Raw genomic sequence first — 24,494 nt, 5'->3', positions numbered from 1 at the left:
CCGTCGCTGTTTCTTCACAACCACTTCAATTTCTTGAACCGCACGTAAAGCAGGGTGCAGATCACCGCGATCACACCCAGCACGACCGGATAGCCGTAGAGGCTTTTCAGCTCCGGCATATGTTCGAAATTCATCCCGTAAATGCCCGCAATCGCGGTCGGCACCGCCAGAATCGCGGCCCAGGCGGCCAGTTGCCGGGTGATGTCGCCGGTGCGCTGCTGCTCCAGCAGGTTGGAGGATTCGAACACGCTGTTCAATATCTCGCGCAGATCGTCCACCATTGTCTGCACCCGGCGCACATGGTCGCGCACATCGCTGAAATAGGGCCGCGCCTCATGGTCGATGCAGGGCAGGTCGACCTTCACGAACTTGGTCGCCACCTCCTGCATCGGGGTCAGGATGCGCTGGAACCGGATCAGCTGGCGGCGCAGGTTGAAGATGCGGGTAATTTCGTCCCGACCCAGAAAATGGTCGATCATGTGCTGCTCCATCGTCAGCACCTCTTCTTCGATCCCCTCGATGATCGGCAGATAGCCATCGACGATGAAGTCCAGAATGGCGTGGGCGATATAGTCCACCCCCTGCGCCAGACGCGAAGGCACCGCTTCCAGATCATGGCGCAGCGTCACATGCGCGCGCGCTGATCCATGGCGGACGCTGATGATGTGATTATGGCCGATGAACAGCGCCGTTTCGCCATAGCAGATGACGTCATCTTCGATATGGGCGGTGCGGGCGACGACGAACAGCTGATCGCCATATATATCGACCTTGGGCAGCTGGTTCGCCTTGATCGCATCCTCGACCGCCAGCGGATGGAGATCATAGGTTTTTGCCAGCATCTGCATCTCGTCCACGCTGGGGTCGGCGACCCCGATCCAGACGAACTCCGACTTGTCCTGCGCACAGGCGACCCGTTCGTCGATCGACACCGCGCGTACGCGCTGGCCATGGCGATAGAGATAGGCGGCGATGACGGTCATGAAGCCTCTGTTTCCCAGTTGTTTCGGGCAATTAGCAGACTCTGTCCGGTCCGTCGCCCGCGTCTTGCATTTTGTCGCGCGGATCGCTCGGCTCCTATGATTTTTGCCAAAGGGGGTGGCGTGTGACTTCACCCTGACATAGTTGGGGCGGAAAGGGGGGCGCATGAAGAAGCGCGCGGAACATGCCGGGGAGAGGGCAGGCCGTGCGCGGGACCGGAGCCGTGCCTTGACCATAATGACAATAGATTTTGAGGCGTCCTGCCTGCCCCGCCATGGCCGTTCCTTTCCGATCGAGGTGGGGATTGCCGGGGATGGTGTCGCGCGCAGCTGGCTGATCCGTCCGCATGCCGACTGGGCCGACTGGGACTGGACGGCCGAAGCGGAGGCGCTGCACGGCCTGTCGCGTGAGCGCATCATGCACGAAGGGCAAACGGTCGATATTGTGCTGGCCGAACTGGTTGCGGCGGTGGCCGGACAGCGTGTGGTCGCCGATAGTCTGATCGATCAATATTGGCTCGACACGCTGGCCAGCGCAGCCGGCGCAGCAAGTCCGTTCCGCATCGACCATGTCGCCAGCCTGTTCGATGAACAGGGCGCGGACGAACAGCGCGTCGCCGATGCGGTGGCCCATGCCGACGCGCAGGGCGTGGTGCGGCACCGTGCAGCCGGCGACGCCTTGTGGCTTTCGGCGCTGATTTCCCGGCTCACCGGCGTGGTGCGGGTGCCGGTACTGGTGGCCGCGCAATGAGCCTTGCTTTCACGCATCAGCAATGATTTGTTACGTCCAGCCCATTACGCAGACATTCATCGGACCTACACCCGACGCAATCCCCGGTCGCTGACGTCCGGGCGTAGAAGGAGTAGCCCATGTTCCTTATCATCGCATCGCAGGCGCTCGCCATCATGGCTGCGGCCGTCACCCCCGTTCACAGCACCGAAATCAGCCACGGTGCGCAGGCCTATAGCGCCAGCTATCATGCCCAGCCGTCGGTCAGCCTGCGCGAAGTCGAACCGCGCTTCGCCAACCGCAATGCCGTGCCGGTGTGCCGCTGGCAGGCCGACCTGACCGTCAACCGCGCCGTCGCCGCACAGGGGCGCGCCGTTCCCGCCTTTGGCAAGGCGATCCATCGCTTCACGCCGGTGTCGGGCAGCTATGCCGGCAGCTGCGCCGCTGCGCGCAGCCAGATCAATGCCGAAGTCGCGCGCTATGCCCAGGCCAAGGCGGCCGAAGCGGTTGCCGTCGCGCAGCAGGACCGCGCCGTGCTGGTGGATGAACTGGACAGCGTGCGCGCGCTGACTATTCAGGGCTGATGAACCCACCGCTGGTACTGATCGCCGAAACCCAGCAGGATTTGCGGCACAATGTCCGTGAATATCTGGAACAGAGCGGATTTCGCGCTCTGCCTGCGGTTTCGGCGAACGACATTTTCAGCGCTTTGACCAGCGCGCCGATCGGGGCGCTGGTGCTGGACGCGGCGTTGCGCGGATCGGACGGGCTGGACCTGTGCCGGGACGTGCGCGAACGCAGCGATGTGCCGATCATCCTGGTCGGCGCCAATAGTTCGGAGGTCGACCGGGTGGTCGGGCTGGAACTGGGCGCCGACGATTATATGGCCAAACCCTATTCCACGCGGGAACTGGCGGCGCGGCTGCGCGCCGTGCTGCGCCGGGGGGGGGGAAAGGGCGTTGGGCCTGCGCCGTCAGACCCAGGCGATCTTCGATGGCTGGGTGGTGGATTTCGCCCGGCGTGAAGTGGTCGATCCGCAGGGCGGGCTGGTGGACCTCACCGCCGCTGAATTTTCGCTGCTGACGGTGTTTATCGATCATCCTCAGACCGTGATCGCCCGCGCCCGCCTGATGGAGCTGGCCGGCGTGCGGGACGCGCCCTCGTCCGACCGCAGCATTGACGTGCTCGTCAGCCGCCTCCGCCGCAAGCTGGGGGAGAGTGGCCGGGCTGCCCCGATTGTTACAGTCAGGGGCGTCGGATATATGTTCAGCGCCGTGGTGGACCGGCGCTGAACCGGCCTTTTCTGCGCCAAATGGCCGTTTTCCGCCATTTGGCGCAGCGCCCGCTCTCTTTATCGGTCAGACATATAATTTAACAAATCCGCTGCGTTGCAGCAAAGTGGCGTCTCTATCCTTCAAACTACACCGGTCCGCCCCCTGGCCGGAAAGCATTTGAAGAAGAGGATAGACTCCATGAACGAGCTACTCGGCCGCGTTTTCGACTTTGAAACCAAGGTCTACCCCAGCGAAAGCACGCTGTACAATCAGCTGGCCAACCATGGCCAAAGCCCCAAGGCGCTGATGATCAGCTGCGCCGACTCGCGCATCGTGCCCGAACAGATCATGCAGGCTGCGCCCGGCGACCTGTTCGTGTGCCGCAACGCCGGCAATATCGTCCCCCCGCATGACAGCCAGCTTGGCGGCGTGACCGCCACGGTCGAATATGCCGTCATGGTGCTGGGCGTGCGCGACATCATCGTGTGCGGTCATAGCGACTGCGGCGCGATGAAGGCGCTGGCCACCAACGCCGACCTGACCGCCATGCCCAATGTCGCCGCCTGGCTGCGCCACAGCCATGCCGCGCAGAAGGTGTGCAGCGACAATTATCCGACCGATCTGGAAGCGGCCGACAAGCTGCGCAACATGGCGCTGGAAAATGTCGTCGTTCAGCTGGCGCATCTGCGCACCCATCCGTCGGTGGCTTCGGGCATCGCCCGTGGCGAAATCGCGCTGCATGGCTGGTATGTCGACATTCACGCCGGGCAGGTGCTGGGTCTGGACGGCGAGACCGGCCAGTTCGCACCGATGCGTGAAGGCGAACCCATGCCGGTCGCGCTCCCCCACGGCCGTCGCCTCGCCGGCGCAGCGGTCTATGCCCAGGCGGCGGAGTAAATCATGTTGAAGGCTCTTTCCGGCGGCAATTTCAGCCGCGACTTCACGGCGTCGATCGTCGTGTTTCTGGTGGCCATGCCGCTCTGCATGGGCATTGCTGTGGCCTCCGGCGTGCCGCCGGAAAAGGGCCTGATCACCGGCATCATCGGCGGCATCGTCGTCGGCCTGCTGGCGGGTTCGCCGTTGCAGGTCAGCGGTCCGGCCGCAGGTCTGGCGGTCATCGTTTTTGAAATCGTGCGCGAACAGGGGCTGTCCGCCCTCGGCCCGATCCTGATTCTGGCCGGTGCGATCCAGGTGGTCGCCGGTCTGTTGCGGGTCGGCGGCTGGTTCCGCGCCATTTCGCCTGCGGTCGTGCATGGCATGCTCGCGGGCATCGGCGTGCTGATCGTCGTCGGCCAGTTCCATGTGCTGTTCGATGACAAGCCCCTGTCGAGCGGCCTGCACAATCTGATCGCGATGCCCGGCCAGATTCTGGGCCTGTCGAACGGCGGCGCCGCCACGGCCTTTGCGGTTGGCCTCGTCACCATCTTCGGCATGCTGGGCTGGGAAAAATTCCGCCCCGCATCAATGAAGCTGGTGCCCGGCGCGCTGGTCGGCGTGCTGCTGGCGACGATCGTGGCTTTCTCGCTCGGCCTGCCGGTCGCGCGCGTGGCGGTGCCGGAATCGATCGTTGCGGCGGTCAGCCTGCCCGAACAGGGGCTGCTCGCCCAGTTGATGAACCCCACCATCATCACCACCGCCATCGCCATCGCCTTCATCGCCAGCGCGGAAACCCTGCTGTCGGCGGCGGCGGTCGATCGCATGCATGATGGCGTGCGCACCAACTATAACCGGGAACTCAGCGCGCAGGGCGTGGGCAATCTGCTCTGCGGCTTTGCCGGCGCGCTGCCGATGACCGGCGTCATCGTCCGCTCCTCGGCCAATGTTCAGGCCGGCGCCAAGACGCGCCTGTCGGCGATCCTGCATGGCGTCTGGATATTGGGCTTCGTCGCCCTGCTGCCCTGGCTGCTGCGGGAAATCCCGATGGCGGCGCTGGCCGGCATCCTTGTCATCACCGGCGTCCGTCTGGTCAGCCTGGCGCACGTCAAGCATCTCTTCAACCTTTATGGCCCGCTTCCGGCCGTGGTGTGGGCGGCGACTTTGATTTGCGTGGTGGCGACCGACCTGCTGACCGGCGTGCTGGTGGGCATCGGCCTGTCGATGCTGGAACTGTTGCCCCATGCCAGCAAGCTGCGCCTGAAGGTCGAGGAAGAAAATCGCGGCGATGCGCATGAAGTGGCGCTGCGCGGTACGGCGACCTTCCTCAGCCTGCCCAGATTGTCGGCAAAGCTCGAATCGCTGCCAGCCGCCGGACTCGTTATCCTGAATGTCGAGCGTCTGGGCCATATCGACCATACCTGCGCGGAAATGCTGCGTGAATGGGTCGATCGTCGCCGTGGTGCAGGCGCGCCGGTCGAACTGTTCGGTGCGACCGGACGGATGCGCCAGCTCGTCGCCTGACATCTCCCCCTCCCGTTCAGGCGGCATCCCGAACCGCCGTGCCATCCCCCCGGCACGGCGGTTCTTCTTTGTCCGTTTTCAATTCAGAAATATAATAGCAATATATATTGCTCTTACAGCAAAGAACCGTGTTCCCCATGGCACAACATGCCTGATCCTTTCGCAGGTGCGGTAAAAGCGGTTTGCGCGTCCGCCGCCAGCGAATAGTTGAAGGTCATCCGCCGGTATTGGAGACGATGATCCAAAGATCTTCGAGCCGCTGCGGATGCAGGACGGAACATTCCAACCTAAAGGGGAATGTTCATGAAGTATCAAATCGCCTGTGCCGCCCTCGCGCTGATGAGCGCCGCGCCGGCTTTCGCTCAGGAAGAGCCCGCCAGCCCCGTCACCGTTTCCGGCAGCGTCGGCCTTGTGTCCGACTATCGCTTCCGTGGCGTGTCGCAGTCGGACAAGGCTATGGCCGTTCAGGGCGGCATTACCGCAACCCATGAAAGCGGCGCCTATGTCGGCACCTGGGCATCCAACCTCGCGGGCTGGGGCACCTTCGGCGGCGCTGGCATCGAACTCGATCTGTTCGCCGGCTATGCTGTTCCGCTGAACGAAACGACGACGCTGGACGTCGGCCTGACCTGGTACATGTACCCTTCGGGCGCGGATGAAACCGATTTCGCCGAACCCTATGTCAAGCTGTCGAGCCAGTTGGGGCCGGTCAAGGGTCTGCTGGGCGTCGCCTATGCGCCCAAGCAGCAGGCGCTGGGCAAATGGTATAACAGCGCCGACAGCTATGCGACCGGCATTCCCGACGCTCCGGGCAAGAAGAATGACAATTTCTACATCTGGAGCGACGTCAGCGGCGCCATCCCGAACACCCCGGTCAGCCTGAAGGCGCATCTGGGCTGGTCGAAGGGCAATAGCGGCCTTGGTCCGAACGGCACCTCGGTTGCGCCGACCGGCAAATATCTCGACTGGATGGTCGGCGCCGACTTCGCCATCCCCGGCACGCCGCTCACGCTGGGCGTCGCCTATGTCGACACCGACATCGCTCGCGTCGAGCAGACCTATCTGCGCCCGAACCTGTCGGTTGCGGACGCTGACAATGCCGGCAAGTCGATCGTCGGCAGCCAGGTGGTCTTCTCGCTCTCGGCCGCTTTCTGATCCTGACAGGCGCCGGCCCATCCTCGTGACGGGCCGGCGCTTTTCCCTGCCGTGACAAATTGTTGCTACAGTCGCGATCATGGCTTTCCGCCCGCCGCCATGGTTGACCCCCGATATGGCCGGCCCTATCTCCGCAGCATGATAATCGTCCTGCTGCCGACCTCATGACCGCCCCGTCGATCATCCTCGTTGAAGACGATCCGCCGCTGCGCACGCTCACCGCCCGCGCGCTCCAGGAACATGGTTATCTGGTTCGCCCGGCCTCTTCCGGGCCGGAAATGTGGGTGGCCTTCGACGCCGGCCCGGTGGACCTGGTCGTGCTGGACGTCATGCTGCCGGGCACCAACGGCATTGACCTGTGCCGCCAGATCCGCCGCAAGAGCGACGTTCCCATCATCTTCATCAGCGCCAAGGGCAGCGAAACGGATCGCATCGTCGGGCTGGAGCTGGGCGCGGACGATTATTTGCCAAAGCCGTTCGGCACGCGCGAGCTGATTGCCCGCATCCGCGCGATCCTGCGCCGCGTCGGCGTGGAGCGCGGCCCGGACGAACATCGCGAAAGCGAAGCCCATTTCGACGGCTGGAGCGTCAACTTCCCCCGCCGCGAACTGCGCTCTCCCACTGGCGCGATCGTCGACCTGACCGGCGCGGAGTTTGATCTGCTCGGCTCCTTCCTCAGCCATCCGCAGCGGGTCATCGCGCGCGAACGGCTGATCGAACTGTCGCGTACCCGCATGGGCGACAGCTCCGACCGCAGCATCGACGTGCTCGTCAGCCGCCTGCGCCGCAAGCTCACCACGTCGGACAAGGCCGCGCCGATCACCACCGTCCGCGGCGTTGGCTATATGTTCAATGCAGAGGTCAGCCGCGCTTGAGGCGGCATGTCAGGGGATCGCTGGGGCTGCTGGGCCGGCTGTCCGCGATCCTGCTGCTGACGGTTACGCTGGAATTTGCGATCGGCGCGCTGATCTATGAACGGACCAGCCAGCTTTCCCTGCAAGAAGATGAAGCGCGGCGTCTGGCCGAACATCTGGTCATCGCGCGCAAGCTGCTGATCGAACAGCCGGCCCCCGAACGGCCGGCCCTGAGCCTGCAACTGACGACCGACCGCTATGACGTGCACTGGTCGCCCTCCGCGCCGCCGCCGCAGCAATTGTCGCCCGAACTGGAGCGGATGCGACGGCAGGTGGTGGTCTGGGAGCCCAGCCTCGAAAAGTCGAGCCTCTGGTTGCGGCTGAATCCCGCCCGCCCGGCTGAAATCAACGGCGGCCTTCGGCTGAGCGACGGCAGCTCGCTCTATTTCGCCATGCACAATAGCGGCGGCAAATGGGCCTTTGCCCTTGGGCGCATGGGGCTGGCGCTGATCCCGGTCATCGCATTGCTGATCGCGGGGTGGCTGCTCATCCGCCAGACGCTGGCGCCGCTGCGCGATCTCACCCACGCCACGCACAAGATCGGGCGCGGCTCCGAAGTGGTCGTGCCCGAAGCCGGCACCAATGATGTGCGCAACCTCATCACCGCCTTCAATGCCATGCAGGCGCGCATCCATCGCCTGATCGACGAGCGGACGGAAACGCTGGCGGCGGTCGGCCATGATCTGCGCACGCCGCTCGCCCGGCTGCAATTGCGGCTGGAAATGGTGAAGGATGATGAAGTGCAGCAGGCGATGGCCGGCGACCTGGAGGAAATGGGGTCGATGCTGGAATCGCTGCTCGCCTTTCTGGGAGGAGAGAAAGACCCGGAGCCGCCGGTGCGCACGGATATTGCCGTCAGCATCGCCACCGTGGTCGACGCATTTCAGGATCATGGCGACGATGTGACCTATGATGGGGCGGATCATCTGGAAATGGACGTGCGCAGCCTCTCCCTGCGCCGTGCGGTCCGTAACCTCATCGAAAATGCGCTCCATTATGGCCAGCGCGCCCGTGTCTCGGTGCAGCGCAAGGGGCATGAGGTGCTGATCCGGGTCGATGATGATGGCCCCGGCATCCCGCGCGAACGGCTGGAGGAGGTGCTGCGGCCCTTTTCCCGGCTCGACGATGCGCGCCAGCGCAATACGCGCGGCCTGGGGCTGGGGCTGGCCATCGTGCAAAAGGCGGTGGCGGCGGAAGGCGGCCAGTTGACGCTGGCGAACCGGCCCGAAGGTGGGCTGCGCGCGGAAATCTGCCTCCATCTGCCGCGATCGGTCGGTCGCGGCTAAAAGAAAAACCGTCCGACCCCAAGCAAAACTCGTTTATCGCGCTCCCCGCCCGCACGCTATGCCGTCTGCATAAAGGCATGAGGCGAATATGAGCGCAGACGGACCGGAAGACGATCGCAGCATCGAAGGGCGCGGGGTTGAAGGATATTGGGACCTGGATCAGCTGGTCGCGGATCTGAGCGCGGCGCGCGCGCGCTGGCGTCAGGCGCAGCAGCATCATGCCGAATATGGTGCGGAGGGTTTTCCCTCGCGCGCCAATCTGGCGAAGATCATGCAGTCCTTATGCGGCGCGCTCTTCCCGCTGCGCCTTGGCCCCAGCTTCGTGCGGCTTCACAATGAGGACGCCTTCGTCGCGGAAACGCTCCAGACCGTGCTCAGCCGCCTCTACGGCCAGATCCGGCTCGAACTCATCTATGCGCTGAAGGATGAACCGGCCGCCGTGGTGGATCGGGAGGCGGCCCGCATCATCGGCGGCTTTGCCCAGAGCCTGCCGGGGCTGCGCGAATTGCTGGATACGGATGTCGACGCCGCCTTCCTGGGCGATCCGGCCGCGCGCAGCGTCGATGAAGTGCTGATCTGCTATCCCTCCATGCTGGCGATCATCCATCACCGGCTGGCGCATCGCCTCTATGAACTGGGCGCGCCGCTGGTGGCGCGGATCATCTCCGAAATCGCCCATGGCAAGACCGGGATCGACATTCATCCCGGCGCGACCATCGGCCAGTCCTTCTTCATCGATCATGGCACCGGCGTCGTCATCGGCGAAACCGCGATCGTGGGCCATCGCGTGCGCCTGTACCAGGGCGTGACGCTGGGTGCGCGCAGCTTCCCGGCGGATGAGAAGGGGCATCTGGAAAAATCGCTGCCCCGCCATCCGATCATCGAGGATGATGTGGTCATCTATGCCGGGGCGACGGTGCTGGGCCGGATCATCGTGGGCAGCCGATCGGTCATCGGCGGCAATGTCTGGCTGACGGACAGCGTGCCGGCCGACTCCAACGTGCGTCAGGCCAAGGCGCATTATGAGGTCACAAGCCGCGTCGAAGTCTCCGCCCCCCACCGCGTCCACGCCCTGCTGGAAAGCACCGACGGCATTGGCGAGAATATCTGAGAGAAAAGGGGCGTGGCGGACAGGGGTGGTAAGGCGACAGTCTGGTTTTGGAGAGATGAACGGCGATAGCTGACGCTGCGCCTTAAAAATTATTAGGCAACGATCGCACGATTGCGGACGCCACTCTATTCGGCCTCTGGCCAAGCCGCTTCGTCTTCGACTGGGTTTGGCAACCTGCTCTCCATCCAGTCTGCGATGGTTCCGGGCCTCGTGTCGCGATCTTGGCATTCGATTACCCATCCGAGGTAATCTCGCGGGCCGCCGTTTAAGTATGGCGGCGGGGACACGGGCTTGAACACCGTCGGCAACCGTTCGGAAAGTGACAACTCGTTGAGAACGTAAGCGATCTCTTGAACGGCATTCCATGCGAGATGATGGTCAAGCTTCAGCGAGAACTTCACCCACCATCCAGCGTCGCTCATTCCTGAACCGAAGCCACCCCAAGGAGTGTCATTGGTCCGAACAGACGGTATTCGCGCGAGATATGTGAGTAGCTTGTGGAAGCCGCGATCATGCTTGGTCATATCCATGGGTTGCCAGCATATCCGAGTAAGTTCAGCAATCCACCAGATTTCGTCTTCGGCGTCTGACGTGCCATCCAAAAGAGTAGCCGGTTTCAAGAATGAGGATGATCTGATGAAGTGACCAAAAATGGTCGATTTCGCCCGGTCTGCTCTCCGGCCCGAAACCAGACAGGCCACTATCGCGACATCACCGGCGAATCGGTCTGCCTAATGGCGATCAGGGGTGGGAAGCGGACGGTCCATCTTCTCACTCTCCGTTCGCCCTGAGCTTGTCGAAGGGCTGCACTTCTTCTTCAAAACGCAGGGTTTAGAAGAAAAGAGCAGGGCTTCGACAAGCACAGCCTGAACGGATGTTTGGTGGCCGATTCTGGCTGTTTCCAGCCCAAAGCCCGTTCGCGTCGAGCGACGCTGGTCCTGAGCCAGTCGAAGGGGCGAGAAACGGATAGCGCGATGCTCCCCGTTGCCCGACCCGAACGACTAATCCTTACTGCGCGCAGCTATCGCCTGCGCCGGCAATCAGGTCCAGACAGCGCCCGTCAATCTGATCCTTCGGCACGGGCAGATGGATCAGCGCGGCCAGCGTGGGCAGAATATCCACCGTTTCCACGCCCAGCGGCTGTTCGAAATGGCGCATGCCCTTGCGCCAGAACAGGATCGGCACGCGGCGATCCGTGTCCCAGGGCGAACCATGGGTCGCGACATAGCCCTTGGTGCCGTCGGGAATGGACATGACGCGCGGCTTGAGCAGCAGCAGCAAATCGCCCGACCGCTGGGGATCGAAGCTGGCGCGCGCTTCCTGCAACAGGCTCCAGCTTTCGGGCGGGCCGGACGGGGCCGGGGCGGCGGCGATCTCCGCCTTGGTGAAGACGGTCTGCACCTGTGGATGGGCGCGCAGCAGCGTCAGCGTTTCGGCCTCCACCTTTGCCCGTTCGGCCTTGGTCAGCCCCTTGTCGAAATAGAGATCGCCCGCCGGGCCGTCGCCCCAGATCAGCTTCTTGCCGGTCAGGCCGGTCTTCGCGCCGATCGCGGCGGTCAGCGCCTTGGGCGTCAGCGCCGCATCGACGCGGGCCTCCATCGGCATGGCATTTTCCTGATGCCGTTCGGGCAGGTCGTGGCCGCCATGGTCGGCGGTCAGCACCACGACATAATCGATGCCGTCCTTGTCCAGCTTATCGAAAAACGCGCCCAGTTCGGTATCGAGCCGGTCGACCTGGATGCAGCTTTCGGTGCCTTCGGTGCCATAAGTGTGGCCGACATAGTCGGTCGCCGACAGGCCGATCGAAATGATGTCGGTCTGCGCCTGCTTGCCAAGGCCCATGCTTTCGATCGCGCCGGCGGCCAGCACCAGCGTCAGCGCATCCTGTTCCGGCGAGGCGCGGAACTTCTTGAAATCGCCGGCGTCGCGCGCGAAGCGGCCGTTGCCCACGGTTTGCCCAGCGCCGATATTGACCGCGAAATCCTTCGCCGCGCATTGCGGCGGCAGTTCGAAGCCCGGATTGGGCTGGGCCAGGCGGGCGGCCAGTTGCTCGTTCACCCTGGCGACCAGCGGCGGAGTCGCAATGCCTTTGTAACTGACATAGCCCTTGGGCGTCAGCCACCAGCTCTGGTCGGCGGTCGGCCCGCCCATCATGATGACGGCGCGGTCCTTGCCCGCGACCGATACGACGCGGGTGGCGGGGTTGGCGATCTTCATCCGGCCGCCCAGCGTCGGCACCTTCAAATGCAGGGGCGACGCGACATAGTCATTGCTGTTGGTGCCCGGCTGGCTTTCATCCTCGGCGCAATAGACCGCCTTGTCCTCGCGCTTGGTGTCCAGATCGAACCAGGTGTTGGCGATGATGCCGGTGCGCGACGGGCGGCTGCCGGTCAGGATGGTCGAATGGCCGGGGCAGGTTTCGGTCGCGGCATGGCTCTGATAGCCGCGCGGGAAGACCGCGCCTTCGCTGGTCAGGCGCTTGAGGCCGCCAGTATAATATTGGCGATATTCGCTGAACAGGTCGGCGGAAAACTGGTCGACGCTGATCGCGACGATCAGCTTGGGCGCTGAGGCAGGAACGGTGGTCGGCGTGGCCGCTGTCGGGGCGGGGCTTTGCGCCATGACTGGCATGACCGGGGCCAGCGCGGTGGCGAGCAACAGGGCGGCGGCGACTCTTTTGAACATATGTACAACCTTCTCATGCCTTGACGGCGGATAGGGACCGACCTAGCCCCCATGCATCCACCCGACCAGAGGCCCGATGCGGATTTTTCAAGTCATAATGATGACGCTCGCCCTGTTGGCGGGGGCGTCCAACGCAAAGGCGCAAACCGCTTTTGGCGGCGGCAACGCGCATATCGCGGCCGTTCTGGCGGCCGAAAGCGGCGCGCCCAAAGCCGGCGAGGGCACGACCATCGCCTTCGCCATGACGCCGCAGGCCGGCTGGCACGGCTATTGGGAAAATCCCGGCGACGCGGGGCTTGGCATGAGCGTCGACTGGACCCTGCCAAAGGGCGTGACCATCGGCGCGCTGCGCTATCCGGTGCCCGAAACGCTGCTGATTTCGGGCCTGATGAACCATGTCTATGAAGGCCCCTATGCCGTGCTGGCGGACCTCAAGGTCGCGGCGGATGTTGCGCCGGGCACCCATCTGCCGGTACGGGCGAAGGCGCAGTGGCTGGCCTGCACCGACAAGATTTGCGTGCCGCAAAATGGCGAACTGGCGCTGGACCTCATCGCGGGCGACGGCATGGTCGCACCGGCGGATCGCGCCCGGTTCGATGGCTGGCGCACGCATCTGCCCCGCCCGCTGGGATCGCAGGCCAGCTATGCCGTCAAGGACGGCATCCTGCGTCTGTCCGTGCCATTCCCCGCCAGCGCGCAGGCCAGCGATGTTCACCTCTTCCCGCTCGCCGAAGGGCTGGCCCGCTATGCCGCCCCGCAAAAGGTGACGCGCGACGGCGACCGGCTGCTGATCGAAACGCAGGCGGGCGAAGGCAAAGGCGGGCCGGTGCAGGCGGTGTTGCGCACCGGCGACCATGTCGGCTTCCTGCTGACCGCCGCGCCCGGCGTCGTCGATCCGGCGGCCGGGGGCGATGGCCGGTGGAGCGCCATCTTTGCAGCACTGGGCGGCGCGCTGCTCGGCGGCCTGCTGCTTAACATCATGCCTTGCGTCTTCCCGATCCTGGGCCTGAAAGCCATGAGTCTGGCGAAGGCGGGCGGGGACGAGCGCGCCGTCCGCCGCGAAGCGATCGCCTATACGCTGGGCGTCATCCTCGCCTGCATGGCGCTGGGCGGCGCACTGCTGGCCCTGCGCGCGGCGGGCAGCGCGGTCGGCTGGGCCTTCCAGTTGCAGGATCCGCGCATCATCCTGGGCCTGTTGCTGCTGGTGACGGCCATCGCCTTCAACCTTGCCGGCCTGTTCGATCTGCGCGCCTATGGCGGCGGCGAAGGTCTGGCGGGCAAGGGCGGCGTGGCCGGCTCCTTCTGGACCGGCGCACTGGTCGCTTTCGTTGCGACACCTTGTACTGGTCCCTTCATGGCGGCGGCCATGGGCGCGGCGCTGCTGCTGCCCTTGCCCGCCGCATTGGCCGTCTTCGCGGGCCTCGGCCTCGGCCTCGCGCTGCCCTTCCTGTTGCTCGCCTATCTGCCGGCCCTTCGCAAACGATTGCCAAAACCGGGGGCATGGATGGGCCGCATCCAGAAAATCCTGTCCATCCCGATGTTCCTCACCGCCCTTGGCCTCGCCTGGCTGCTCGGCCAGCAGCGCGGCGTTTCCGGCATGACCATCGGCCTTGGCGCAGCCCTGCTGCTGGCGCTGATGCTCTGGGGTCTGGGCGGCCGCCAGCGGCTGGGCAAAGGCGGCGGCCTGATCGCCGGTCTGCTCGCCATCGCCCTGTTCGCCGGCGCCAGTCTCGCCCTGCCGACCCGCGCGCCCGCCGCCGCTGCAAACAGCGAAACAACTGTCCACTTCGATGTCGCACGCCTCGCCGACCTGCGCGCCGCCGGCAAACCCGTCTTCCTCTATTTCACCGCCGACTGGTGCCTGACCTGCAAGGCGAACGAAGCCGCCGCCATTGACCGCGCCGAAACCCGCGCCGCCTTCGACAAGGCGGGCGTCACGGTGATGGTCGGCGACTGGACCAATGCCGATCCCGCCATCACCCGCTTCCTTGAAAGTCAGGGCCGTTCGGGCGTTCCCCTCTATCTATGGTATGCACCGGGCAAGGAGGCCCAGACCTTGCCGCAATTGTTGACCCCTGCCACCCTCGCCGGACTGGTGCGCTGATGGCCAAGCTGCGCGCCGATCAGTTGCTCGTTGACAATGGTCTTGCCGAAAGCCGCGCCCGCGCGCAGGCGCTGATCCTGGCCGGCCTCGTCTATCTGGGCGACAAGAAGGTGGAAAAGGCCGGGCAGCAAGTGCCTTCCGATGCCGATCTCGACGTGCGCGGCCGCGACCATCCCTGGGTTTCGCGCGGCGGCATCAAACTCGCCCATGGGATCGAGGCATTTGCCATCGACGTCACCGGATTCGTCGCCATCGACGTTGGCTCGTCGACCGGCGGCTTTACCGATGTGCTGCTGACCAATGGCGCGGCGAAGGTCTATGCGGTGGACAGCGGCACCAACCAGCTCGCCTGGAAATTGCGCTCCGACGACCGGGTCATCGTCCATGAACAGACCAGCGCCCGCATCCTCACTGACGCGCATATTCCCGAACCCATCGACATCATCGTATGCGACGCCAGCTTCATCAGCCTCGCCAAGGTGCTGGAAAAGCCGCTCTCCTTCGCCAGAGCCGGTGCGCACCTTCTCGCCCTCATCAAGCCGCAGTTTGAGGCGCGGCGGGAGGAAGTCGGCAAAAATGGCGTGGTGCGCGACGCCGCCGTTCATGACCGTGTCTGCGCCGAAGTGCAGGCTTGGGTGCGCGAACAGGGCTGGACCGTCTCCGGCCTGACGCAAAGCCCGATTACCGGGCCGCAGGGCAATGTCGAATTTCTCCTCTACGCCCGGCTTGGTGGATAATGGACGTATGTTCGTTCCCGCAGCTACTGTCATAAGCATTGGCGCAACCCGAATTGCGTCGCTCGAAAAGGCCCGTAAGCCCTCCGTCATGCGTTCTGTCCTGCCCATCACCCTGATCGCCCCCCTGATTGCCCTCGGTCTTGCCGGTTGCGGCGGTCAGAAGGAAAAGAAGCCGCGCGCCGTCCCCCTGGTCGAGGTGCAGCCGGTCGCCGTCCAAGCCTTCACCGACAATGTGGAGGCGGTCGGCACGGCGCTCGCCAATGAACAGGTGGTGCTCTCCGCACCCGTCACCGAACGCATTACCGCGCTCAACTTCGCCGATGGCGGCTATGTGGCGAAGGGGCAGGTCATCGCCACGCTCGCGGTCGGACAGGAACGGGCCGAACTCGCCTCGGCCGAAGCATCGGCATTGCAGGCGAACCAGCAGCTTCAGCGCATTCAGGCGTTGAAGACCCGCGGCTTCGCCACCGGCGCCACGCTGGAGCAACAGACGGCGCTCGCCAATGCCGCGCGCGCTAACGCAGATCTTGCCCGCGCCTCGATCGGGGATCGCATCATCCGTGCGCCCTTCGCCGGCTGGGTGTCGCTGCGCACCGTATCGCCCGGCGCGATCGTCACCGCTGGGACTGCCATCGCCACGGTCAGCGACATCAGCCGGATCAAGCTGGATTTCACCATCCCCGAAACCCGCCTGTCGTTGGTGCGGGAAGGCATGCCGATCCGGGCCGTGTCCGCCGCCTGGCCCGATCGCCCATTCAACGGCACCATTGCGACCATCGATCCGGTGATCGATCCCGCCACCCGCGCGATCCGGGTGCGCGCCATCCTGCCTAACCCGGACAAGGCGCTTAAGCCCGGCATGCTGCTGACGGTCAGCATCCTGTCGCGCCAGCGCCAGTCCCTGGCTGTGCCCGAACTGGCGCTGGTCGGCGATGGCGAGGAACGCTTCGTCTTCCTGCTGGAGGATCACACGGCCAAGCGGGTCAAGGTCGACACCGGCATCCGTCAGAATGGGCTGGTCGAAATCACCGGCGGGCTGAAGCCCGGACAGAAGATCGTGACCGAAGGCGTGGTCAAGCTGACCGACGGCATGACGGTGCGGCTGGCCGGCGACAAGCCCGCCAAGACTGGCGGCTAAGGCTAGGACGATGCAGCTTTCCGATCTTTCGGTCCGCCGTCCGGTCTTCGCCGCGGTCGTCGCGGTGCTGATGTGCATCGTCGGCCTCGTCGGCTATCTCAGCTTGTCGGTCCGCGAATATCCTGATGTCGATCCGCCGATCGTGTCGGTCGAAACCACCTATACCGGGGCGGCCGCTTCGGTCGTGGAAACGCGCATCACCCAGTTGATCGAAGATGCGGTTGCGGGCGTGCAGGGGATCGAAACGATCACCTCCACCTCGCAGGACGGCACCTCGCGCATCAACATCGAATTTAATCCGTCGCGCGATGTCGACACCGCCGCCAATGATGTGCGCGATCGTGTCGGCTCGGTGGTGGAGGATTTGCCGGAAGACGCGCTGGCGCCCGAAATCCGCAAGGTCGATTCCGATGCGCGCGCCATCCTCTTCCTCGCCTTTTCCCGGCCGGGCTGGTCGCCGATCCGCATCAGCGACTATCTGGACCGCAATGTCGTCGATCGGTTCGCCGCGATTGACGGTGTGGCGCGCGTCAATATCGGCGGCGAAGCCCGCCCGTCGACCCGCATCTGGTTCAACGCGGAAAAGCTCGCCGCCTTCGGCATGACCCCGGCCGATGTGGAAGCCGCGCTGCGCAGCCAGAATGTCGAACTGCCCGCCGGCCGCTTTGAATCGAAGGATCAGAACCAGACGCTGCGCGTTGAGCGCTCCTTCGCCACGCCTGACCAGTTTTCTCGACTGGTGGTCGGCCGCGGCGCCGATGGCTATCAGATCCGGCTGGGCGATGTCGCGCGGATCGAGGAAGGCGCGGAAAATCCCTATACCAGCTTCCGCTCCAATCAGGGCACGGCGATCGGCATCGGCATCATCCGCCAGTCGGGCGCGAACACGCTGGAGGTCGCGCAAAAGGCCAAGGCGCTGATCAAGGAACTGGAGCCGACCCTGCCCAAGGGGATGCGCGTCGCTATCGGCACCGACGAATCCCTGTTCATCGAACGCGCGATCGACAATGTCTATGACACGCTGATCGAAGCCGCGCTGCTCGTCATCCTGGTCATCTTCCTGTTCCTGGGGTCGGTGCGCGCGACCATCGTGCCGGCTGTCACCGTGCCTATCTGCCTGCTTGCGACCTGCGCCGTCATGTGGCTGATGGGCCTGTCGATCAACCTGCTGACCTTGCTCGCCTTCGTGCTCGCCATCGGTCTGGTGGTCGATGACGCGATCGTGGTGCTGGAAAATGTCTATCACCGGGTCGAACAGGGGGATGATCCGCTGGTCGCGGCCTATCTTGGATCGCGGCAGGTGGGCTTCGCCATCATCTCCACCACGCTGGTCGTGTGCGCGGTGTTCGTGCCGGTGATGTTCCTGGCCGGGCAGACCGGCCTGCTGTTCCGCGAACTCGCCATTGCGATGATCGCGGCCATCGCCTTTTCCGGCTTCATTTCGCTCAGTCTGGCACCGATGCTCTGTTCCAAGCTGCTCAGGACCGCCGAGCGCGGCCGGTTGGCCCATTGGATCGACGCCCGTTTCCAGCAGATCGAAGGCGGCTATGCCCGCTGGCTCGACGGCGCGCTGCGCAAACCGCTGTTGCCGCTGCTGGGCGTGCTGCTGTTCCTGGGCGTGGCGGGCTTCCTCTTCACCCGCCTGCCCAGCGAACTGGCCCCGGCCGAGGATACCGGCGTGGTCGAAGGCCAGATCAACGCGCCCGAAGGCACCGGTTTCGACCGGATGATGGCCTATATGAAGAAGATCGAGGATGATCTCGCCTTCCTGCGCAAGGATGGAACGCTTCAGAATTTGGTGATCCGCACTCCGGCGGGCTTTGGCACGACCGACGATTTCAACAGCGGCAACGTCATCGCCTTCCTGCGTCCGTGGGAAGACCGCACCATCACCACGGCGCAGGTCGCCGACATCGTCAACAAGGTGATTGCCGACCAGCCCGGCGTGCGCGGCAATGTCGCGCCGCGATCGGGGCTGGGGCGCGGGCGCGGGCTGCCGGTCAATATCGTGCTGGCCGGCTCCACCTATGAAGGATTGATGGCGGCGCGCGACCGGATCATGACCGCGGCGGCCAGCTATCCGGGCCTCATCAACCTCGACAGCGATTATAAGGAAAGCAAGCCGCAGATGCGGATCGAGACCGATCTGGCGCGCGCGGGCGATCTGGGCGTGTCGGTCAATGAAGTCAGTCAGGCGCTGCAAAGCCTGCTGGGGTCGCGCCGCGTGACCACCTATGTCGATCGGGGCGAGGAATATCGCGTGCTGGTGCAGGCGGAAAATGAAGGCCGCCGAACGGTCGCCGATCTGGAGCGGATCAATGTGCGCAGCCGCACCGGCGCGCTGGTGCCGCTGTCCGCGCTGGTCACGGTCCGCGAAGTCGCCGGGCCGCGTCAGCTCAACCGCTTCAACAAGCTGCGCGCCATTACCCTGAGCGCAGGGCTGGCGCCCGGCACCTCGCTGGGCGAGGCGCTGTCCTTCCTGGAGGATCAGGCGCGCCAGTCGCCCGAAGTGCTGGCAATCGGCTATCGCGGCGAAAGCCAGTCCTTGCGCGAAACCGGCGGGGCAATCTGGCTGGTCTTCGGCCTCACCATCCTGATCGTCTATCTGTTGCTCGCCGCGCAGTTTGAAAGCTTCATCCATCCCGCCGTCATCATCGCCACCGTGCCGCTGGCGGTGGCCGGCGGGGCGCTGGGGCTGGCGATCACCGGCGGATCGGTCAATCTCTACAGCCAGATCGGCATCGTCATGCTGGTCGGCCTTGCCGCCAAGAATGGCATCCTGATTGTCGAGTTCGCCAACCAGCTGCGCGACGAGGGCATGGAGATTGCCCAGGCCATTCGTGAGGCTGCAAAGCGGCGATTGCGTCCGATCCTGATGACCTCGATCGCGACCGTGATCGGCGCGGTGCCGCTGGTCATCCGGGGTGGGGCAGGGGCGGCGGCGCGCCACTCGATCGGCGTAGTGGTGGTGTTTGGCGTCAGCCTGGCGACGCTCATCACATTGTTCCTCATTCCAATCTTCTATTCGCGCGTTGCCAAGCGGACGCTTTCTCCGCAAACCGTTGGCCGCAAGCTGGATTCGGCGCTGAAAGATTCGCCCGAACCGGCCGAGTAGTGGCATGCGCGGGGGTTGTTGCTGTCGATGAACCAGATTGCGTCCCAGGGTCAGTTGCGTCTTGCCTATCTGCGATGGGCGCTCTTCACCGTTCCCACCGTCGTTGCTTTGGGGTTCCTGTCGGGAAAGCTCGCCAATAGCGGATATGGCAATCGCTGGTTCGACGCGCTGGAAAAGCCGGCGCTGATGCCGCCGGGCTGGGCCTTCGGCCTTGCCTGGACCATTCTCTATATCCTGATGGCGCTGGCCTTCGCCATTGTGCTGCATGCGCGCGGGGCGAAGGGGCGGGGCGCTGCGATCGCTCTTTTCCTGATTCAGCTGCTGATGAATCTGGCCTGGTCGCCCTTGTTCTTCCGTGCGCATCAGGTCGGCAGCGCGCTGGGGCTGATCCTTGCGCTGGTCGTCGTCGCGGGGATCACCACGCTGCTCTTCTGGCGCATCCGGCGCTTTGCCGGCATGTTGCTTGTGCCCTATCTCCTCTGGCTGGCCTTTGCGTCCTTCCTCACCTATGAGATCGGCCGACTGAACCCGGAAGCGGCCACCCTTGTCGCGCCTGCGCTCAGAACCCAGATATGAATTTCGGGCGCGCACCGCGCGCGCCGCAGCAAGGATAAGGCAATGCAGAGCGAAAACCGCTTTTTCGACGATCTGGCCAAGCTGGTGAACGGCGCTGCCGGGACCGTGGCGGGCATGACGCGCGAATTTGAATCCAACGCGCGGGAACGCGCCAAGGACTGGATCGGCGGCATGGACTTCGTGTCGCGCGAGGAATTTGACACGGTCAAGGCGCTGGCCGCCGCCGCGCGCGAAGAGGTGGAACTGCTCAAGGCGCGCCTCGATGCGCTGGAAGGCAAGGCTGGCGAACCCGTGACCAAAAGCGTCAAGGCGAGCAAGAAGGCATCGGACGGGGCAAAGTCTGCGGACTGATCCCGACTGTCCTTTCGCCGCATGCGGTGATAAGGCGCGCCGATGATGGATAGCGACGAATTTGAACATGGCGGCCAGGAAGCCGCCCCGATCGATATGCTGGCCGCCTTTTTCGAGGCACATGGCTGGAGCTACGATCAGGTCGGCGAGGATGAGATTGTCGCGAACACCCAAGGGTCGTGGGCGCAATATGAGTTGCGCGGCATCTGGCGCGACGAGGATCAGGTGCTTCAGCTTCTGGCCATGCCCGACATTCGCGTGGCGGAGGACAAGCGCGCCGCCGTCTATGAAACGCTGGGCCTGATCAACGAACAGCTCTGGATCGGCCATTTCGAACTCTGGTCCTCCAGCGGCATCGTGCTGTTCCGCCATGGCGCTCTGCTGGGCGCGGGCGGCACGCTGACGCTCGATCAGGCGCAGTTGCTGGTCGAAACCGCGATCGACGAATGCGAGCGCTTCTACCCGGTGTTCCAGTTCGTCCTCTGGGGCGGCAAGACCCCGACGGAAGCGATTTCCGCCAGCCTCATCGAAACGCGCGGCGAGGCCTGATCCCATGACCCCGATCCCGTCGATGCGCTGGCCCGATCATCTGTTCCTCATCGGCTGCGGCAATATGGCGGGGCAGATGTTGTCGCGCTGGCTCGACTGCGGCCTTGATCCCGCGCGTGTCACCGTGCTGCGCCCCAGCGGCCGGCCGGTGGCGGATGGTGTCACGGTCATCACCGATTATCCGTCCGCCTTGCCGGCCGGAACGACGGTGCTGCTGGGCATGAAGCCCTATCAGATCGCCGATGTGGCGGCTGCGCTGGCGCCGCTGTGCCGCGCCGATACCCCGATCATCTCAATCCTGGCCGGCACCACATTGGCCGATCTTCGCGCTCGTTTCCCGGCTGCGCGGGACATCGTGCGCGCCATGCCCAATCTGCCGGTAGGGTTGGGGGAGGGCGTGACGGCGCTCTTCACCGATGCGACGACGGGGCAAACGGGCAAGGCGGACGTCGAAGCGCTCATTCAGCCTCTGGGCCTTGCCGAATGGATCGCGGACGAATCTTTGTTCAATCAGGTGACGGCGCTGTCTGGCTGCGGCCCCGCTTTCCTCTTCCGCTTTGCCGATGCGCTGGCCCGCGCGGGGGAGGCGATCGGCATACCCGCGGATCAGGCCGCCCGCATGGCGCTGGCGACCGTGCAGGGTTCGGCCAATATGGCGGCGCGCGCCAGCGCCCATGCCGGCGACAGCCCGGCAATCCTGGCCGACCGGGTCGCCAGCCCCGGCGGCATGACGCGGCAGGGCCTCAACGTACTGGACGCCGACGACCGGCTATTGACCCTCCTCACCGATACGCTCGCCGCCGCCCGCGATCGCGGCGAGGCGATGGCGCGCGGCGAATAGGGCGGTTTCTGCAGCCATGCTTTTGCGCTAGAGCGATTTCCAGTCAGATGGAATCATCTGACGATTAAGAAATCGCGGTAAAAAAGACTTCGAACGTCGATCTGAACCAATCAGATCGACGTTCGAAGCCGCGCGAAAATATGGCCCCGGAGTCCCCTATGCTGTCGCCCGAAACCCCGATTTTGCTGCTCACCACCGGCGGCACCATCGACAAGATTTATTTCGACGCCCTGTCCGATTATCAGGTCGGTGAAACAGTGATGGCGAAGCTGCTGGAGGTCGCCCGTGTCAAGCGCCCCTTCCGCATCGAAGAAATTACCCGCAAGGACAGTCTGGAACTGGATGACGCCGACCGCGCGCTGATCGCCGCCCGCGTCGCCGCCGCCCGCGAAACGCATATCGTCATCACCCATGGCACCGACACCATGACCGATACGGCCAGGTTGCTGAAGGACATAACGGGCAAGACGATCGTGCTGGTCGGCGCGCTGGCTCCCGCGCGCTTTGGCGAAAGCGACGCCAGCTTCAACCTCGGCATGGCCTTCGCCACCGCGCAGGTCGCGCAGCCCGGCGTCTATATCACCATGAGCGGCTCCGTATTCCGCGCGGACAAGGTGGTGAAGGATCGCGCCAAGGGCGCGTTCGTACCCGTAGAGGACTGATAAGGGCCTCCGGCCTCCCCGGAACCTTGCCCGCGGCCCGCGCATTGAGGCGGACGGGTGGCTTGATGAGGAGGAGTGGTTATGGCCGATTATCAGGAGCGTCCGGCAACGACGACAACGGTGATCGAACGACGCAGCGGAGGCGGAATGACCTTCGCAATCCTGCTGCTGGTGGTTGTGGTGGCGGTGGCCGCCTTTTTCCTGATCAGCAGCGAAAGCAAGAAGGACAATGCGGTGTCGACCGCCGCGACGCAGGTGGGCCAGGCCGCCAGCGATGTCGGCGACGCGGCCAAGGATGCCGCTGGCGCCGCCAAGGGCGAATGACCGTTTGAACCGTCATATAATGCCCGTTCGGGCTGAGCCTGTCGAAGCCCTGCTCTTCCTTTGAATGAGCACGGCGCTTCGACGGATTCGAAGCGAACGCATGCTGGCAATGGCATGATAGTCTGACCAACGAAAAAGGGCGCCCCGACATGATCGGAGCGCCCTTTTTATATCCGCTTGCCGTTGTCGGCTCGGCGAAATGCGTGTCAGCCCTCGACCTTGGCGTGCTTGGGCGCGGCTTCGTTCAGAATGCGCAGGATCTTCTTGAGCGCGGTCGGTTCGTCCGTTTCTTCCATCGCGGCGAGTTCGCGGGCTAGGCGGCTGGATGCCGCTTCGAAAATCTGGCGCTCCGAATAGCTCTGTTCGGGCTGGTCGTCGGCGCGGAACAGGTCGCGGGTCACTTCGGCGATCGACACCAGGTCGCCCGAATTGATCTTCGCTTCATATTCCTGGGCGCGACGCGACCACATGGTGCGCTTGACCTTGGGCTTGCCCTTGAGCGTTTCCATCGATTCTTCGAGGGTCTTGTTGGAGGACAGCTTGCGCATGCCCACGCCTTCGGCCTTGTTCGTCGGCACGCGGAGCGTCATGCGCTCCTTTTCGAAACGGAGCACATACAGCTCCAGCTCCATGCCCGCAATCTGCTCCTTCTGGAGTTCGATCACACGGCCCACGCCGTGCTTGGGATAAACGACATAATCACCAACGTCAAAGGACAGCGCCTTGGCAGCCATTTGATACCTTTCCAATTCAATCGGGGAACGGGACGAACGCGGGGCAGATGCGCGAAAAGCAAATGCCGGGAGGTCCACGGCGCCACCGTCAAGACATGAAGCTTATTCTCCAGAGCCGGATATAAGGGGGCATATCCGACCGTCACGGCCCTATTTAGCAGATTCGTAACAAAATTACCACCCCCGGACACAATATCTGGGGATGGGTCTGGGGGTGGGCATGGGAATATGCCGCAATATGGGACGCTATTGGCGCTGCTTGGCTCAGCTGCCTTCGCCGGGGTTGGGCGAGAAGAACTGCTCCAGCTTGTTCTCGACGCCGCTCATGGCGTCGGCATCCGCCGGGGCTTCACCCTTGACCGTGATGTTGGGCCATTCCGCCGAATATTTGGTGTTCAGCTCCAGCCATTTTTCCAGCCCATTTTCGGTGTCGGGCAGGATTGCTTCGGCCGGGCATTCGGGTTCGCACACGCCGCAGTCGATGCATTCGTTCGGATTGATGACCAGCATATTTTCGCCTTCGTAGAAACAATCCACGGGGCAGACCTCGACGCAATCCATATATTTGCAGCGGATGCAGTTGTCGGTCACGACATAGGTCATTGTCTGGGCACTCTTGGCTTGGAAAAACGCGGCCCTGCTATGCCCGACGCGCGCGAAGGTCAATGAGGATAATGTTGCCGGGGCTTTAGGGGCGGTTTTCGCTGTTCGATTGCGCGTGACATTTCCTGGGAGTCGTTTGGAAAATGCGTGAAAGAACGCATTTTCATGGCGGCGCCGGCCCGCACCCCCACCCGACCGCCCATCAGGATACCATGTCTGGGCGGTCGG

Annotated in this window: 23 protein-coding genes and 1 pseudogene; 19 read left to right on the top strand and 5 right to left on the bottom strand. The window is 64.1% G+C overall.

Translation table 11 applies throughout. From position 1 onward, the window contains the following. Window positions 1–14 precede the first annotated feature (14 nt). Complete coding sequence (locus ACFOKF_RS14655; protein ID WP_380796526.1) at window positions 15–983, bottom strand: magnesium and cobalt transport protein CorA; 969 nt, start codon at window positions 981–983, stop codon at window positions 15–17. A gap of 235 nt (window positions 984–1,218) precedes the next feature. Here ACFOKF_RS14655 and ACFOKF_RS14650 point away from each other — a divergent pair, with 235 nt between their 5' ends. The 9 genes and pseudogenes from ACFOKF_RS14650 (at window position 1,219) to epsC (ending at window position 9,847) form a co-directional block, all read left to right on the top strand. Next, entirely contained in the window at window positions 1,219–1,731 is a 513-nt protein-coding gene (locus ACFOKF_RS14650) for a hypothetical protein (protein ID WP_380797819.1), read from the top strand. Window positions 1,732–1,850: 119 nt separating this feature from the next. Further along, window positions 1,851–2,294 (top strand): hypothetical protein, encoded by a 444-nt coding sequence (locus tag ACFOKF_RS14645; protein ID WP_380796525.1) that lies wholly within the window; start codon window positions 1,851–1,853, stop codon window positions 2,292–2,294. Further along, window positions 2,294–3,002, top strand: a pseudogene (locus ACFOKF_RS14640) (winged helix-turn-helix domain-containing protein). The gene ACFOKF_RS14645 and the pseudogene ACFOKF_RS14640 overlap by 1 nt, the downstream one beginning before the upstream one ends. Window positions 3,003–3,182: 180 nt before the next feature. Then, window positions 3,183–3,881 (top strand): carbonic anhydrase, encoded by a 699-nt coding sequence (locus ACFOKF_RS14635; RefSeq protein ID WP_380796524.1) that lies wholly within the window; start codon window positions 3,183–3,185, stop codon window positions 3,879–3,881. A 3-nt stretch (window positions 3,882–3,884) separates the two neighbouring features. Then, a complete protein-coding gene (locus ACFOKF_RS14630; RefSeq protein WP_380796522.1) occupies window positions 3,885–5,381 on the top strand; it encodes a SulP family inorganic anion transporter in 1,497 nt (498 codons plus the stop codon). Between the two features lie 297 nt (window positions 5,382–5,678). After that, on the top strand, window positions 5,679–6,536 hold the full coding sequence (locus ACFOKF_RS14625; protein ID WP_380796519.1) for a TorF family putative porin: 858 nt from the start codon (window positions 5,679–5,681) through the stop codon (window positions 6,534–6,536). A 164-nt stretch (window positions 6,537–6,700) separates the two neighbouring features. Next, window positions 6,701–7,411, top strand: a complete 711-nt coding sequence (locus ACFOKF_RS14620; RefSeq protein ID WP_380796518.1) for a response regulator — start codon at window positions 6,701–6,703, stop codon at window positions 7,409–7,411. Next, entirely contained in the window at window positions 7,408–8,736 is a 1,329-nt protein-coding gene (locus ACFOKF_RS14615) for an ATP-binding protein (protein WP_380796517.1), read from the top strand. Before ACFOKF_RS14620 ends, ACFOKF_RS14615 begins: the two co-directional genes overlap by 4 nt. A gap of 88 nt (window positions 8,737–8,824) precedes the next feature. Then, on the top strand, window positions 8,825–9,847 hold the full coding sequence (epsC, locus tag ACFOKF_RS14610; RefSeq protein WP_380796516.1) for a serine O-acetyltransferase EpsC: 1,023 nt from the start codon (window positions 8,825–8,827) through the stop codon (window positions 9,845–9,847). Between the two features lie 125 nt (window positions 9,848–9,972). Here epsC and ACFOKF_RS14605 read toward each other — a convergent pair whose 3' ends face one another. Next, a complete protein-coding gene (locus ACFOKF_RS14605; RefSeq protein ID WP_380796514.1) occupies window positions 9,973–10,377 on the bottom strand; it encodes a hypothetical protein in 405 nt (134 codons plus the stop codon). A gap of 478 nt (window positions 10,378–10,855) precedes the next feature. Further along, a complete protein-coding gene (locus ACFOKF_RS14600) occupies window positions 10,856–12,532 on the bottom strand; it encodes an alkaline phosphatase family protein (RefSeq protein ID WP_380796513.1) in 1,677 nt (558 codons plus the stop codon). Window positions 12,533–12,608: 76 nt separating this feature from the next. On the opposite strand from ACFOKF_RS14600, the gene ACFOKF_RS14595 reads away from it, so the two are divergent. The 10 genes from ACFOKF_RS14595 (at window position 12,609) to ACFOKF_RS14550 (ending at window position 22,929) form a co-directional block, all read left to right on the top strand. Then, window positions 12,609–14,636, top strand: coding sequence for a protein-disulfide reductase DsbD family protein (locus tag ACFOKF_RS14595; protein ID WP_380796512.1), 2,028 nt, complete (start codon window positions 12,609–12,611; stop codon window positions 14,634–14,636). Next, entirely contained in the window at window positions 14,636–15,373 is a 738-nt protein-coding gene (locus tag ACFOKF_RS14590; RefSeq protein WP_380796511.1) for a TlyA family RNA methyltransferase, read from the top strand. Before ACFOKF_RS14595 ends, ACFOKF_RS14590 begins: the two co-directional genes overlap by 1 nt. 88 nt (window positions 15,374–15,461) lie before the next feature. Beyond that, on the top strand, window positions 15,462–16,511 hold the full coding sequence (locus ACFOKF_RS14585; protein ID WP_380796510.1) for an efflux RND transporter periplasmic adaptor subunit: 1,050 nt from the start codon (window positions 15,462–15,464) through the stop codon (window positions 16,509–16,511). A gap of 10 nt (window positions 16,512–16,521) precedes the next feature. Further along, entirely contained in the window at window positions 16,522–19,626 is a 3,105-nt protein-coding gene (locus tag ACFOKF_RS14580) for an efflux RND transporter permease subunit (RefSeq protein ID WP_380796509.1), read from the top strand. 27 nt (window positions 19,627–19,653) lie between these two features. Beyond that, entirely contained in the window at window positions 19,654–20,202 is a 549-nt protein-coding gene (locus ACFOKF_RS14575) for a TspO/MBR family protein (RefSeq protein WP_380796508.1), read from the top strand. Between the two features lie 42 nt (window positions 20,203–20,244). Beyond that, window positions 20,245–20,553 carry an accessory factor UbiK family protein gene (locus ACFOKF_RS14570; RefSeq protein WP_380796507.1) on the top strand — a complete coding sequence of 103 codons (309 nt, stop codon included), beginning with the start codon at window positions 20,245–20,247 and terminating at the stop codon, window positions 20,551–20,553. 42 nt (window positions 20,554–20,595) lie between these two features. Then, the gene (locus ACFOKF_RS14565) at window positions 20,596–21,102 is read left to right on the top strand and encodes a type III secretion system chaperone family protein (RefSeq protein WP_380796505.1); all 507 of its coding nucleotides are present in this window, start codon (window positions 20,596–20,598) and stop codon (window positions 21,100–21,102) included. 4 nt (window positions 21,103–21,106) lie between these two features. After that, entirely contained in the window at window positions 21,107–21,943 is an 837-nt protein-coding gene (locus ACFOKF_RS14560; RefSeq protein ID WP_380796504.1) for a pyrroline-5-carboxylate reductase family protein, read from the top strand. A 158-nt stretch (window positions 21,944–22,101) separates the two neighbouring features. After that, on the top strand, window positions 22,102–22,605 hold the full coding sequence (locus ACFOKF_RS14555) for an asparaginase domain-containing protein (RefSeq protein WP_380796503.1): 504 nt from the start codon (window positions 22,102–22,104) through the stop codon (window positions 22,603–22,605). Between the two features lie 81 nt (window positions 22,606–22,686). Further along, window positions 22,687–22,929, top strand: coding sequence for a hypothetical protein (locus tag ACFOKF_RS14550; protein ID WP_298395424.1), 243 nt, complete (start codon window positions 22,687–22,689; stop codon window positions 22,927–22,929). 206 nt (window positions 22,930–23,135) lie between these two features. Here ACFOKF_RS14550 and ACFOKF_RS14545 read toward each other — a convergent pair whose 3' ends face one another. Continuing rightward, entirely contained in the window at window positions 23,136–23,663 is a 528-nt protein-coding gene (locus tag ACFOKF_RS14545; protein ID WP_184266835.1) for a CarD family transcriptional regulator, read from the bottom strand. A gap of 264 nt (window positions 23,664–23,927) precedes the next feature. After that, window positions 23,928–24,266: a ferredoxin FdxA gene (fdxA, locus tag ACFOKF_RS14540; RefSeq protein WP_380796500.1), complete on the bottom strand. Its 339-nt coding sequence runs from the start codon at window positions 24,264–24,266 to the stop codon at window positions 23,928–23,930. Window positions 24,267–24,494 lie beyond the last annotated feature (228 nt).

This window comes from Sphingobium rhizovicinum (assembly GCF_042647625.1).
In the GTDB taxonomy this organism is placed as follows: domain Bacteria; phylum Pseudomonadota; class Alphaproteobacteria; order Sphingomonadales; family Sphingomonadaceae; genus Sphingobium; species Sphingobium rhizovicinum.
Note: the sequence above shows the minus strand (reverse complement) of the source record. Positions and strands in the feature narration are given on the sequence as shown.

Bases quoted from the DNA above. Each gene is read 5' to 3' on its own strand.
- ACFOKF_RS14595 (WP_380796512.1), top strand. From the start codon at position 12,609: ATGCGGATTTTTCAAGTCATAATGATGACGCTCGCCCTGTTGGCGGGG.
- ACFOKF_RS14565 (WP_380796505.1), top strand. From the start codon at position 20,596: ATGATGGATAGCGACGAATTTGAACATGGCGGCCAGGAAGCCGCCCCG.
- ACFOKF_RS14600 (WP_380796513.1), bottom strand. From the start codon at position 12,532: ATGTTCAAAAGAGTCGCCGCCGCCCTGTTGCTCGCCACCGCGCTGGCC.
- ACFOKF_RS14580 (WP_380796509.1), top strand. From the start codon at position 16,522: ATGCAGCTTTCCGATCTTTCGGTCCGCCGTCCGGTCTTCGCCGCGGTC.
- ACFOKF_RS14605 (WP_380796514.1), bottom strand. From the start codon at position 10,377: ATGGATATGACCAAGCATGATCGCGGCTTCCACAAGCTACTCACATAT.
- ACFOKF_RS14630 (WP_380796522.1), top strand. From the start codon at position 3,885: ATGTTGAAGGCTCTTTCCGGCGGCAATTTCAGCCGCGACTTCACGGCG.
- ACFOKF_RS14635 (WP_380796524.1), top strand. From the start codon at position 3,183: ATGAACGAGCTACTCGGCCGCGTTTTCGACTTTGAAACCAAGGTCTAC.
- ACFOKF_RS14655 (WP_380796526.1), bottom strand. From the start codon at position 983: ATGACCGTCATCGCCGCCTATCTCTATCGCCATGGCCAGCGCGTACGC.
- ACFOKF_RS14570 (WP_380796507.1), top strand. From the start codon at position 20,245: ATGCAGAGCGAAAACCGCTTTTTCGACGATCTGGCCAAGCTGGTGAAC.
- epsC (WP_380796516.1), top strand. From the start codon at position 8,825: ATGAGCGCAGACGGACCGGAAGACGATCGCAGCATCGAAGGGCGCGGG.
- ACFOKF_RS14590 (WP_380796511.1), top strand. From the start codon at position 14,636: ATGGCCAAGCTGCGCGCCGATCAGTTGCTCGTTGACAATGGTCTTGCC.
- ACFOKF_RS14585 (WP_380796510.1), top strand. From the start codon at position 15,462: ATGCGTTCTGTCCTGCCCATCACCCTGATCGCCCCCCTGATTGCCCTC.
- ACFOKF_RS14650 (WP_380797819.1), top strand. From the start codon at position 1,219: ATGACAATAGATTTTGAGGCGTCCTGCCTGCCCCGCCATGGCCGTTCC.
- ACFOKF_RS14545 (WP_184266835.1), bottom strand. From the start codon at position 23,663: ATGGCTGCCAAGGCGCTGTCCTTTGACGTTGGTGATTATGTCGTTTAT.
- ACFOKF_RS14620 (WP_380796518.1), top strand. From the start codon at position 6,701: ATGACCGCCCCGTCGATCATCCTCGTTGAAGACGATCCGCCGCTGCGC.
- ACFOKF_RS14645 (WP_380796525.1), top strand. From the start codon at position 1,851: ATGTTCCTTATCATCGCATCGCAGGCGCTCGCCATCATGGCTGCGGCC.
- ACFOKF_RS14550 (WP_298395424.1), top strand. From the start codon at position 22,687: ATGGCCGATTATCAGGAGCGTCCGGCAACGACGACAACGGTGATCGAA.
- ACFOKF_RS14555 (WP_380796503.1), top strand. From the start codon at position 22,102: ATGCTGTCGCCCGAAACCCCGATTTTGCTGCTCACCACCGGCGGCACC.
- ACFOKF_RS14575 (WP_380796508.1), top strand. From the start codon at position 19,654: ATGAACCAGATTGCGTCCCAGGGTCAGTTGCGTCTTGCCTATCTGCGA.
- fdxA (WP_380796500.1), bottom strand. From the start codon at position 24,266: ATGACCTATGTCGTGACCGACAACTGCATCCGCTGCAAATATATGGAT.
- ACFOKF_RS14625 (WP_380796519.1), top strand. From the start codon at position 5,679: ATGTTCATGAAGTATCAAATCGCCTGTGCCGCCCTCGCGCTGATGAGC.
- ACFOKF_RS14560 (WP_380796504.1), top strand. From the start codon at position 21,107: ATGACCCCGATCCCGTCGATGCGCTGGCCCGATCATCTGTTCCTCATC.